We start from the raw sequence: 11,736 nt of genomic DNA, 5'->3' as shown, positions 1-11,736 counted from the left end.
GGCGGTGGGTGCGGCGCCGGGGGCGTGCCCGGCGCCGCACGAGGGGTCAGACGCGCTGCGCCTGCAGCAGATTGATGCCCGGGTACGCCTGCGGCCGGACTCCGGTGAGCTTCTTCGGATCCCAGGCGGTCATCAGCTCCGTGTGCAGGACGGGGTAGAGCACCGCCTGCTCCGCGATGACGTCGAGGTACTGGTGCAGCAGCTCCAGCTTCTTCGTCCGGTCGGACTCCTGGGTGGCCTTGTCCATCAGCGCGAACAGGTTCTTGGCCGCCGGGCTGGTGTCCCACTTGGTGTACTTCATCCAGGTGCCGCCGGAGGTGTAGTTGTAGCGGAGGATCAGGTCCGCGTCCAGGCCGAACTGGTTCGGGTTCGACGCCGCCGCGACCACCTGGTAGGACTGCGACTGGTCCATCTTGGTGAACAGCGCCGCGGTGTCCTGCGGTTCGAGCGTGGTCTTGATGCCGATCGCCTGCCAGGAGTTGGCGATGGTGGGCAGGCAGTCGGTGATCCAGCTGACGTTGACCGCCATCAGCGTGACGGACAGGTTCGTCACGCCGGCGGCGGCCAGCAGGGCCTTCGCCTTCGCCGGGTCGTAGCTGTAGACGGTCTTCGCCTTGGCGTACGACGGATTCTGCTCGTTGAGAAAACTCGTGGCGGGTGTGCCGTGGCCCTTGAGCGCCACGTCGATCATCTTCTTGGTGTCGATGGCGTAGAGGAGCGCCTGGCGCACACGCACGTCGTCGAAGGGCTTCTGGGCCGTGTTGAACATCAGGAACATGTGGTTCATGCCCTTGCCGCCCTCGACGGTCAGCCCACCGCTGCGCAGCTGGTCGATGTTGGCGTACGGGATGTTGTCGGCAATCTGGGCCTCGGCGCTGGCGCCGGAGATCTTCGCGACCCGGGCTGGCACCTCGACGATGGACAGCCAGTTCATCTTCTTGATGACGGGCTTGCGGGGGCCGCTGTAGTCGGCGAAAGCCTCGAGCACGGTGTTGGACTTCGGGTTGTGCGCGACCATCTTGTAGGGGCCGGAGCCGACCGCCTTGCCGCCCTTGGCCGCGTCCCAGCCGCCGGGCGCGCCGAAGACGTGCTTCGGCAGAATCTTGGCGATCGTCAGGCGCTGCAGCGCATCGGGGAACGGGAAGTTGAAGACCAGTTCGACGCTCGTGTCGTCGACCTTGCGCGCCTCCTTGAGCCAGGTTCCGAAGAAGGAATAGGTGAGCGTCTGGGCGGCCGGGTCGAGGATGCGCTGGAAGGTGAAGAGCACGTCGTCGACGGTGACCGGCTGCCCGTCGTGCCACTTGGCCCCCTGCCGCAGCGTGAACTTCCACGTGGTCGCCGAGGTGTCGGCCGGCAGGGCGGTGGCCAGGGCCGGGTAGGGCTCGCGGGTGATCGGGTCGGTGTCGACCAGTCCCTCGTAGATGTGGTTGATGGCGGCCATGGAGAAGGCCGACGCGGTCATGGTCGGGTCCCAGCTCTGGTTGTTGCCGTATCCGATGACGGCGGTGACGAGGTCCTTGTCACCGCCGGCCCCCGCCGAGCTGGTGGACGCGGGGCCGCTGCAGGCGGAGAGGGTGGCGGAGATGGTCGCCGCGGCGCTCACCGCCCCGCTGTAGCGCAGAAAGTCGCGGCGGCTGAAAACTGGCCGAGAAACCGGAGCGCTCACGGTGCCTCCTGTGGGGATTATGGCTTCGGCTTGAATGATCTCTTCGAGCCATCACATTGGACGTCCTACGTCCCATGTCCTGTAGAGTGGAGGCTAGGGGCCGCGCTCGTCCCCGGTCAAGACCAAATGACCAGGAGATTTCCGTGGTGTTTCACGCCGATCGCCAAGGCACGGGCGACGCCTCGGCCCACCCCCCCGAGCCACGCCGCGTTCCCGCAGGTAAGCGGCGTCGGCTCAGCCGCGCCGTCGAAGTGCAGGAGGCGGTCAAGGGCCTCATTCTGCAACGCGGATTGACCACGGGGGATCCGCTACCGACCGAGTCCGAGCTGATGGAGGAGCTCGGCATTGGCCGCAACTCGGTCAGGGAAGCCCTCAAGGTCCTTCAAGCCGTCGGCATCGTCGACATCCGCCACGGCTTCGGGATGTTCGTCGGGCGCATGTCGCTCAACGGCCTCGTCGACGAACTGACCTTCCACAGCCGCATCACCCTGCAGGACGAGCGCAACCACCTCGGCCACCTTATCGAGATTCGCGAGATCCTGGAGAACGGGCTCGTGCAACGCCTGATCGACCAGCGCGACGATCGGAACTTGACGCCCGACCTCGCCCCGGCCCGCGACGTCATAGCGCAGATGGAGACCGAGGCGCGGGTGGGCACGGTCTCCCCCGACACCGACCGCCTCTTCCACGACGTGCTCTACCACCCGCTGGGCAATCCCCTGGTGGGCAGGCTGCTCGGCGCATTCTGGGAGGTCTACCACCAGCTGAGCGACGACCTCGGCCCGCCCGACGAGACGCCCGCCGACGTGGCTCGCAAGCATCGCGACATCTACACGGCCGTCATCACGGGGGATCGCGCGTTGGCCACGACGGCGATGCGCGCGCACTTCGACGGCGTACGCGCCCGGCTGGCCCGCCTAGCGCGTGTTTCGGAAGTGTCGTAGGTGGCAGGCATGCGGTGGGGCTGTGGGGAGGTTTACCGCGTTCCGGTTCACAGTCGGCCCGTCACCGTCGCAGGTGGTGGTGTTGGCCCGTCCTGCGGGGGCGGCTCGGTTCGTGTTCAACCAGTCCCTGGCTCTGGTGAAGGGTCGGGGCGACGGGGTTGTCGTGGCGGGCGCAGGTGTGCCAGCAGGTGGGTGAGGAAGCGGCCGTCGACTTGGGCCAGGCCCTGACTGCGCTGCAAAACCAAGGCGGGTATGGCGAGCATCCGGGTGGGGGCCGTTCTGTGGGAGCCCGGGGGTGAAATCCCCCGGGCGACCCGACGTAGGGCAACGCTGACCGACCGCGGTGGCGGGCGGTGTGGAAGCGAGGACAGTCGGCGCTGACCCGACCCGGCTCAGGCCGCTTCGCTGTTGAGCGGCTTTGCCGCCTGGGCCGCCTCGGCACGGGCGACGCGCTCCTTGACGTCGCGGAAATGCCGTTGCATCGCCTCCTGGGCGGCGGACGCGTCCCGGGCGCGCAGCGCATCGACGATCCGCCGGTGGTTGCCCACCGTCACGTCCATGCGCTCGTCCGGCGCTCCCAGCAGCGGCTCAACCTGGTGGTAGACCTGCCAGAACAGGTCGATCAGTTGCAGCACGAGCTCGTTGCCGCAGGATTCGTAGAGCAGCGCGTGGAAGGCCCGGTCCGCTTCGAGGTCGGTCTGCATCGCGGTCACGAGGGCGTCGAGCGCCGCCAGGCGGCTCGGACTGGTCGAGCCGGCGACGCGCGCGACGAGCGCGGTCTCCAGCATCTCCCGCACCTCCACGAGATCATGGAGCGCGCGGACGCTATGCGGGCCGGAGCGGATCCGGAACTCCAGCGACGGGCTGAGCACGTCAAGTGAAGCTCGGCCGACGAAGGTGCCGAACCCGTGGCGGATCTCGACGATGCCCAGCGCCTGCAGCGCCCGGACCGCCTCGCGCACGCTGTTGCGACTCGCCCCCAGCAAGTCCATGAGTTGCGGCTCGGTCGGCATCGGAGCGCCGGGCTGGAGCTGACGATCGTGGATTAGGGCCACGATGCGGTCCTGAACCGTGTCGCCGTTGCGTCTGGCCATGCCGTGCCTCCAGGCTCTTCTGCGGCTGGCGCACATCCTACGTCCGGGCAAGCGCACCCCGCTGAGGAGCAATGTACACGCGGCATCCGAGCGCTTAGCCTCTGGTGTCGCGCATGTTCCAGACGCTCCCGAACATCCCATGTCACGGCTCACTGAGGCGGACAGATCGGCGGGGGACCGAGGCATGGAGCCGCCCGGCTCCTACGGCGCCAGGACGGCCGAGGCAGTGAGCGGTGTGACCGCCCGCCGTGGTTGGGGTGGGCGGTCACACCGGTCTCTGCGAGTACCGGGCGGCTCTCGACGAACACGGTCCGTCGACGCGATCTTTCCGCGCCGGTGGTGGTGCCCCGCCGGACGACCGTTGGCGGGGCACAGACGCAGCGGCTACTGCTGCGGGTTGATGGTCGCAAACGGGAGGCGGAGCCGGAGCTGGCCGGCGATCGGGACGTTGTGTTCCCGGATGTCCCGCAACTCCTCGGGTGTGAGGGCGCGGCCGTAGATGCGGAACTCGTCGAGGGTGCCGCGGAACGGGTTGTTGAGGCCGTCGACCCGCCGGCCGAGGTAGATGCTGTGGATGCCGAACTCCTTGCCGGTGGTCACCGAGCCGCGGGGGGCGGCCAGGTCGGCGACGGTGGCGCCGTCGATGAGGACCGTGACCCGGGTCGCCGTGCGTTGCATGGCGACGTGGTGCCAGCGCCCGTCGTTGTACGCGCCCGCGATGGTGATGTTCGCGTCGCCCTGGCCGGTGCCGACGACACCCCGGATGCGGTTGCTCGCCGGTTCGGCCCGCAGCCAGATCTGCGCGGCTCCCGTACCCACCTGGTGGAACCACCAGATCACGATGTTTCCGGTGGTTTCGCTGTACCGGAACCAGGTCATGATCGTGAACTGGTCGTCCCCGAGGTCGACGTCCGGGTTGTACGGCACCTCCACGTGGTCGTTGACACCGTCGAGCGCGAGTCCGGTGCCGAACCGCCCCTCGGTCAGCGTCGCGTCGCCGCGCACGTAGGCGGTGTTGTGGTAGCGCGGTGCCGCGTCCGGGGTCGTCGGCCCCGGCACCGGTGGCGGCGGCAGGTCAGGAGGCGAACCGTTCGGGGTGTCGAGGTACGCCTCGTTGAACCTGACGAACTGGATCACCTCGTACAGGGCGGCCACACCGCCCTCGTACAGCACCCCGGCCACGGGTCCCGCGACCGGGTCAGTCTCGATCTTGACCAGGTCGGAGTACCCGCCCGGGCCCCAGCTGATGACCTTGCCTTCCTGCCAGGGCTCCCAGGTCTGGGCCTCGTCGTAGGAGGACCGGATCGTCAGGGCCTCACGCTTGCCGGGGTTGGCGGGTCCAGAGAACAGGATGCGGTCCCGCGCGTCACCTTCGTCGGTGGCGGTGAGGCGTAGCAACGCTCCCTGCACGACCGGCATCGTCAGCTCGGGCACCATCTGGAACGGCGCGTCGTAGCTGTCGCCGCCGTCGCTGGAGATCGCGTACGCCCGAGTGCCCTCGGCCGTGCCGGCTTCCCGCACGTTGACGTAGACCCGTCCGTCGGTCAGCTCCACCAGCGTCGACTCGTTGACGAAGATGTCGTCGGCGGCGCCACCGGCGCTGGCGCCGAGGTGCCAGGTGTCGCCGCCGTCGTCGCTGTACCCGAGGTGGATGCCGGCGATGCGCCGCCCGTCGGGTGCGAAGGACTCATGGTTGGCGCTCATCACCAGCCGCCCGGCATGCGGGCCGCGTTTGAGCTGGATGGCATGCACCGGACCGGTGGCGTACCAGGCGGTCCACGCCGGCTGCATCAGCTGCGTCATTTCCCGCGGCGCGCTCCAGGTCGCTCCCTGGTCGTCGCTGACCTGCAGGTACGGAACGCGGCCACCGCTTCCCGTGCCCGGGTTGTGGGTGGTGAACAGCACGACTCGTCCGGTCCGTTCGTCCACGATCGGCATGGGGTTGCCGTGTGTGTCACCGTCGCCCCGCGACACGACCTGCAGCGGGCCCCACGTGCGGCCGCCGTCGTGGGACCGCTTCAGCACCAGGTCGATGTCGCCCCTGTCGTCACAGTTGTTGATCCGGCCTTCGGCGAACGCCAGCAGGTCTCCGTTGGTGGCCTTCACGATCGCCGGGATCCGGAAGCAGGAATACCCGTCCGTCTTTGCCGTGTAGACCGCCTGTTCCTCGTGGTACGGCTCGGCGGCGTGCGCGGTGCCGGGGGTGAGCAAGGCGCCGGCCATCGCCGCGATTGCCGCAATGGACAACCATCGACGGCGTCTGCGGCTGTGTCTCTGTCTCGTCATGGATCCGATACCTCCACTGTCCGCTGGGCGGATCGTGTCGAACGGCAAGTGAAGCCGGAGCTGCCGGTTGCCGCACCTGTTGCGCTCACGGATCGTCCGCAGCTCTGCCCGTGCCGCCCACCTCTCGTCACACGTGCGATACGCTGCCGGACATCCTACGTCCTATGTCGGGCACCGCAAGCCCTCCGGGCGGCTTGTGGGCCAGCCTGGTCGACACGTCCCTCCCGGGGTCTTCAACCAACGCGGTGCGAGGAGGTTCGGCATCACCGCCTGCGGGGCGGTGTCGAAGGCCCATAACCCCTTCATTTTCTGCATGCCGTCCAGCATGCTGATCTGCCTCCATCAATCAATCTGTGCGCTTGCGGGTATCTGATGAGCAAGGCGAGTCGCGATCGGACAGAGAGCCGGGCAACTGTTGACCGCGACGAAGGCGGGGAGCAAACTCGTTGGCGATCGGGAGGAGATCCCATGTCCTACATATGGAGAATGACGCAAACCGCCGGCACCGTGCTCGCGCTGGTGCTCGGCCTGACCAGCCCGGCCTCCGCGGCCGGCCAGGACGCCCAGTCGACGGCACCGCTGAACGACTGGGTCGGCACCTGGTCGGCCTCGGCTTCCGGCACCGTGCCCAACCTCCCCACCGGATACGCGGACCGGACTATCCGCAACGTCGTGCACACCAGCGTCGGTGGTGCGGGTGTGCGGGTCTCGCTGACCAACGTCCTCGGCACAGTGGCGGTGCGGATGGACGCGGTGACGGTCGCGGTCGCCGAGGCGCCCGACGCGCCGAACGCGGTCACGGGCACGATGCGAGCGCTCACCTTCGGCGGCGCGCCGTCGGTGACTATCCCGGCCGGCGGCGAGGCGCTGAGCGACCCGCTCGCCTTTGCCGTGCCGGAAGATGGCGACCTCCTGGTCAGCGTGTACACCCCGGTGCCGTCCGGGCCGGTGACCTATCACCAGGTGGCCAACCAGACTTCGTACCTGTCGCAAAACGGTGATCACGCGGCCGACGAGTCCGTCACGGCGTTCACCCAGCCGATCACTTTCTGGCCGTACGTGAGCGGCGTGGACGTCCTGGGACAGGCCGAGGGCGCAGTCGTCACCCTCGGCGACTCGATCACCGACGGGAACAACTCGACCCGGAACGCGAACCACCGCTGGCCGGACTACCTGGCCGACCGGCTGATCGCCGAGCCCGGGTCGACGCGGCTCGGTGTGCTCAACGCCGGCATCAGCTCGAACCGGTTGCTGACCAACACCTGGAACCCCAACGCGCTGTCCAGGCTGGACCGGGACGTGCTGACCGCGACCGGCGCGCGCTCCGTGATCGTCATGTTGGGAATCAACGACATCGGCGGCCAGCCGCAGCACCACGAGCCGTCGCAAATCATCGCGGCGCTGGGCCAGATAGCGGCTCAGGCCCAGGCTAAGGGGCTGCGGGTCACCGGTGGCACGCTCACCCCATTCGGCGGGTCGAGCAACTACACCGAGGAATTGGAAGGCGTGCGGCAGGCGGTCAACAAATTCATCCGCGACGGCGGCGCGTTCGACGCGGTGGCCGACTTCGACATCGCGCTGCGGGACCCGGCGGCGCCGACCCGGCTACGGGCGGAGTACGACTCCGGCGACCACCTACACCCGAAGGACGCCGGTTACCAGGCGATGGCGGCGGTCGTTGACCTGGAGAAGCTCGACCGCCGCCCGCCCGGCCACTGGGTCGGCACCTGGCAGACGGCCATGGCGCGCACGACGCCCGGTGCCGACCAGGGCATGCCGAACCACTCGATCCGCAACGTGGTGCACACCAGCGTGGGTGGCCACGCGGCTCGCGTACGCCTGTCCAACGCGCTCGGCACAGCACCGGTCCTGATGGGGCGAGCGACGCTGGCGGTGGCGGCCCGGCCCGACGCGCCGGACGCGGTCGCCGGCACGATGCGCGAGCTGACCTTCGGCGGCGCGCCGTCGGTGACCATCCCGGCCGGCGGCGAAGTGCTCAGCGACCCGGTATCCCTTGCCGTGCCGGCAGACGGGGACCTGCTGGTGACCGTCTACACCCCGGCTCCATCCGGCCCGGTGACCGAGCACCCGCGCTCGTACCAGACGTCGTACATCAGCGCGGACGGCGACCACGCGGCGGACGAGCAGGGCACCGCGTTCACCCAGCCGACGACGGCGTGGTACTACGCGACAGCCGTGGACGTCCGGTCCACTACCGCGCACGGCACGGTGGTGACCTTCGGCGACTCGATCACCGACGGGGACAGGTCGACCATCAGTGCGAACCTGCGGTGGCCCGACATCCTCGCCGACCGGCTCGCCGCCGAGTCGGGACCGACCAAGCTCGGCGTGGTCAACAGCGGCATCAGCGGCAACCGGATCCTCGACAGCAGCACCGGAACCGGGATCGGTGGCCCGAACGCGTTCGCCCGCCTGTCCCGGGACATGCTGACCACGTCCGGGGCGCGCACAGTCATCGTGCTCGAGGGCGTCAACGACATCCTCAACCTCGAACACCCCAACCCGGAGACCCTGAAGCTCGCCCTGCGGCAGATCGCCGCCCAGGCACACGCACAGGGCCTGCGGATCGTCGTCGGAACCATCACGCCCATCAAGGGATGGCGCTCCTACACAGAGGAGCGGGACAACGTGCGGCAGGCCGTGAACGAGTTCATCCGCACGAGTGGCGACTTCGACGCCGTCGTCGACTTCGACGCGGTGGTGCGTGACCCGGCCGACCCGCAACGGATCAACCCGTCGTACGACTCGGGCGACCACCTGCACCCGTCGGACGTGGGCTATCGCGCGATGGCTGAAGCCATCGACCTCGGCGCACTTCGCTGAGCGGCGGCTGCGTGCCGCCCCACCCCGGTCGGCACGCAGCCACCCGCCGACGGCGATGGCGTCGTGGCGACTGCCGCCCGTCACGGCCGTCGCGAGAGGGCTACCGCCCGCGTCGGGGAGGACGTGGTGTTGTCGGGTTCCAAAATCCTGCCACTTGTCCTGAGCTGGGCTTCTATTCGGCTCGTTCATACTCAGTGATCAGCCCGCCGAGGATGGGCCGGCGTTCGATTCGTTCGCCGGTCAGGTCAACGACCGGACGGTCGGAGCGCGGGGGCTGCAACTGCAGGGATCGGCGCGGGGCGGGCTAGGACGATTTTGGGAGCCCTTGAGCGCCCGCTGCGTCAGCAAGTCATCCCCGGCAACTACACCATCCACCGACACCGGTGGACATTTTGGTGCATCTGCATGGCAGGGCCCTGGATCGCGTTATGTTGCCGACTTGGCCTGTGGCGATCAGGTGCACCTGACCGTGCCGATCGGCTGGCGGCGGTGAGCGGGCAAGCCGTGTTGCTCGCTGTCACCTGAGGCAGGTGCCCGCCGTCCGGTCGCTTCCGGCCATGGTTCCGGAGTGGCTCAACCGGTCTGACCGGCCTGGTCTCCGAGTGGGACAACTGGCCCGCGGGACGGGACCAGGTCGAGTCGGAGATGGTGGCTGAGACGTTGGCACTGCTGGCCAAGGATGGATGAGACACAGCGATCCTCGAGGCGACAACAAACGGCGGTGGCCGGGGTGGCGTGTGTCAGGCTCTTGCCCATGCCGCACGCCCGTTTCTTCTTCGACGCGGGGTCTGGGGGTGCCCTGTGGCCAACCGGCCGACAGGACCAGGAGGCCTGGGGGTATCCGGTGCGCGTGGAGGCGCTGCCGATCAGCGCGGCCCTTCGGGATGAGCTGACCCAGTTGGTCGAGTGGTACGACGCATCACTGAACTGGGACTATCCGCCTGACCCAGGGCCTTGGCGCGAGCCGGAATGCCGGGCCTTCAACGCGGCCGTTCGACGGGCGCTCGACCAGCTGCGCGCTGAACTCGGTGACCGGTGGGTGATCGCGGACCAATTCGAGGAGGAGCACGAGGATCCGGACCTCGATCGGTACCTCGCCGACCCGGTCAGCTTCCGACGATGATCTGCGCCGGTCGCAGCAGCAGCCCACCGTGGGTGTAAAGCTCTGGTGGGACGCGGCAGCCGGCTGCCGGCCGACGAACTGGGTGACCATCGAGGCGGCTGACGCCGGACGCCCACGGACGATAGAGGACTGTGCGCATGCTCATGCCGCCGTCGGTGCCTGCTGATTGATCGCGAGCGGCCACGGTCGGTAGCGGGCCTCTAAGTCGAGCGGGCACCCTGAACTGCCGATGAGCGGATGGACAGGTGGGTCTCCGATGTCGTAGTCTGATCGACTTTGCTTCTTACGGAGGTTGAGTTGCCCGAGTATCCGCCGGAAATCACGCAGCGCTTCCACGGCACCCCCGAGCAGATGGCTACCGCTCTGGTAGGCAAACCGCCAAGGAGGTGGGAGTCCATTGTCGTCGACGACTACGACCCGGCTTGGGTGGACCGATTCGCTGCTGCGAGCTCCCCGCTCCGCGACGTTCTGGACGGCCTGATCATCGATGTCGAACATGTCGGATCCACATCAGTTCCGGGCCTGGCAGCCAAGCCCATCATCGATATCGATCTCAGCATCGCGGACACTGCGGATGAGTCCCGCTACATCCCCGCCCTGGAAAGGCTCGGATACCGGCTCGTTCTGCGAGAGCCGTGGTGGTACGGGCACCGGATGCTCGTCAGCTCCGCGGAGGACGTCCATCTTCACGTCTGGCAGCAGGGCGCGCCCGAACCGATACGGCATCGGCTCTTTCGCGACTGGCTGCGCTCGCATCCCGAAGACCGGGAGCTGTATGCCTCGACCAAGCGCCGCCTTGCGCGGGAGACCGCGGATCATCCGGGCGACTACAGCCTCGCGAAGAACGACGTCATCGATGACATCTTTGCGCGCATCTTCGCTGCAACCGGCGAGGTGGGCGGGGCTGATCTGAGGCCATGGTGATGCGAACGCAATCGAACTGGGAGGTGTGGACCCGCTCATGCCGATGTGCGGACGTCACCGATCGCCGAGGTTGGCCTCGAATCGAGGCCGCCAGGCTGCTTTCCATGACCAGGGGGCTATGCCTGGTGAGTCAGCCAGATGAGCTCGCCGTGGGCGTCGTTGGTCTGGCCAGATCGCTCGAAGCCGGCTCGTTCAGCGACAGCGATCGACTTCAGGTTGTCCGGGGCGGCTCGAATGACGAACTCGACGACGGGTCGTCGCGCCTGGGCGGCCTGCATGGCGAGCCGAACTGCACGGGTCGCGTAGCCATGCCCTCTCCACTGCGGGTACAGCGCGTAGGTCAGGTTGACCTGCCCTGTGCTGAGGTAGTCCAGGCCGCGCTGGACGCCAACACATCCGCAGAGGAGGCCGGTGCCGAGATCTTCGATTCCCAGATCGACGACATCACCGCCGGATGCCCACGCGCGCGCGTTCGTCTCGAGCCACGCCTCAATCTGGCTTCGTGATGATGGTTCGCCGCCGCCGAGCCGCTCGATGATGGCCTCGTCGCAGCCTGCCAGGTGCGCGTCAGCGTCGCTAACGGCCAGAGGGCGCAGGCCGATGCGGTCGTCCTCGAGCACAAGCTGGGTTGTGGTTTCGTGGTGTTGCACCGGATCCATGAACGACGAACCTATTTACGTGGTCATGGAGCAGCAACCACGTTTCCAGCCGCCATCGCGTCCGACCATGCAGCGATGCGCGCGTCCCTGTCGCGGACGGTGAGGGCCTCCGCGACACGCCTTGAGGATCATGTCGGGCATCAGGTGGGACGCGAGTGTCAAGCAGGGCAAGGCGCTGGCCGGCTGACCCAGGGGG

Annotated in this window: 9 protein-coding genes; 5 read left to right on the top strand and 4 right to left on the bottom strand. The window is 68.0% G+C overall.

Translation table 11 applies throughout. The features are described from left to right. Positions 1–46: 46 nt before the first annotated feature. Positions 47–1,666, bottom strand: a complete 1,620-nt coding sequence (locus ACFYML_RS34110; RefSeq protein ID WP_387424561.1) for an ABC transporter substrate-binding protein — start codon at positions 1,664–1,666, stop codon at positions 47–49. A 143-nt stretch (positions 1,667–1,809) separates the two neighbouring features. Here ACFYML_RS34110 and ACFYML_RS34105 point away from each other — a divergent pair, with 143 nt between their 5' ends. Together ACFYML_RS34105 and ACFYML_RS34100 are read left to right on the top strand one after the other, a co-directional pair. Further along, positions 1,810–2,610 carry a FadR/GntR family transcriptional regulator gene (locus ACFYML_RS34105; protein ID WP_387424560.1) on the top strand — a complete coding sequence of 267 codons (801 nt, stop codon included), beginning with the start codon at positions 1,810–1,812 and terminating at the stop codon, positions 2,608–2,610. Then, a complete protein-coding gene (locus ACFYML_RS34100; protein WP_387424559.1) occupies positions 2,591–2,806 on the top strand; it encodes a helix-turn-helix domain-containing protein in 216 nt (71 codons plus the stop codon). The genes ACFYML_RS34105 and ACFYML_RS34100 overlap by 20 nt, the downstream gene beginning before the upstream one ends. A gap of 196 nt (positions 2,807–3,002) precedes the next feature. Here ACFYML_RS34100 and ACFYML_RS34095 read toward each other — a convergent pair whose 3' ends face one another. Together ACFYML_RS34095 and ACFYML_RS34090 are read right to left on the bottom strand one after the other, a co-directional pair. Then, complete coding sequence (locus ACFYML_RS34095) at positions 3,003–3,704, bottom strand: FadR/GntR family transcriptional regulator (RefSeq protein ID WP_387424558.1); 702 nt, start codon at positions 3,702–3,704, stop codon at positions 3,003–3,005. Between the two features lie 384 nt (positions 3,705–4,088). Further along, entirely contained in the window at positions 4,089–5,951 is a 1,863-nt protein-coding gene (locus ACFYML_RS34090) for an exo-alpha-sialidase (protein ID WP_387424557.1), read from the bottom strand. 525 nt (positions 5,952–6,476) lie between these two features. Between ACFYML_RS34090 and ACFYML_RS34085 the strand changes: the two genes are divergently transcribed. From ACFYML_RS34085 to ACFYML_RS34075, 3 genes are all read left to right on the top strand, one after another. After that, on the top strand, positions 6,477–8,834 hold the full coding sequence (locus tag ACFYML_RS34085; protein ID WP_387424556.1) for an SGNH/GDSL hydrolase family protein: 2,358 nt from the start codon (positions 6,477–6,479) through the stop codon (positions 8,832–8,834). Positions 8,835–9,588: 754 nt separating this feature from the next. Continuing rightward, the gene (locus ACFYML_RS34080) at positions 9,589–9,957 is read left to right on the top strand and encodes a hypothetical protein (protein WP_387424555.1); all 369 of its coding nucleotides are present in this window, start codon (positions 9,589–9,591) and stop codon (positions 9,955–9,957) included. A 297-nt stretch (positions 9,958–10,254) separates the two neighbouring features. After that, positions 10,255–10,881 carry a GrpB family protein gene (locus ACFYML_RS34075; RefSeq protein WP_387424554.1) on the top strand — a complete coding sequence of 209 codons (627 nt, stop codon included), beginning with the start codon at positions 10,255–10,257 and terminating at the stop codon, positions 10,879–10,881. A 116-nt stretch (positions 10,882–10,997) separates the two neighbouring features. On the opposite strand, the gene ACFYML_RS34070 is transcribed toward ACFYML_RS34075, so the two are convergent. After that, the gene (locus tag ACFYML_RS34070) at positions 10,998–11,540 is read right to left on the bottom strand and encodes a GNAT family N-acetyltransferase (protein WP_387424553.1); all 543 of its coding nucleotides are present in this window, start codon (positions 11,538–11,540) and stop codon (positions 10,998–11,000) included. Between the last annotated feature and the right edge of the window lie 196 nt (positions 11,541–11,736).

The organism is Micromonospora sp. NPDC007230 (assembly GCF_042869115.1).
In the GTDB taxonomy this organism is placed as follows: domain Bacteria; phylum Actinomycetota; class Actinomycetes; order Mycobacteriales; family Micromonosporaceae; genus Micromonospora.
The sequence above is the reverse complement of the archived record's forward strand: the minus strand, read 5'-3'. Positions and strand labels throughout refer to the sequence as shown.

What these genes read in the sequence shown, in the direction of transcription:
- ACFYML_RS34095 (WP_387424558.1), bottom strand. Translation starts at nt 3,704, where the DNA reads ATGGCCAGACGCAACGGCGACACGGTTCAGGACCGCATCGTGGCCCTA.
- ACFYML_RS34085 (WP_387424556.1), top strand. Translation starts at nt 6,477, where the DNA reads ATGACGCAAACCGCCGGCACCGTGCTCGCGCTGGTGCTCGGCCTGACC.
- ACFYML_RS34080 (WP_387424555.1), top strand. Translation starts at nt 9,589, where the DNA reads ATGCCGCACGCCCGTTTCTTCTTCGACGCGGGGTCTGGGGGTGCCCTG.
- ACFYML_RS34070 (WP_387424553.1), bottom strand. Translation starts at nt 11,540, where the DNA reads ATGGATCCGGTGCAACACCACGAAACCACAACCCAGCTTGTGCTCGAG.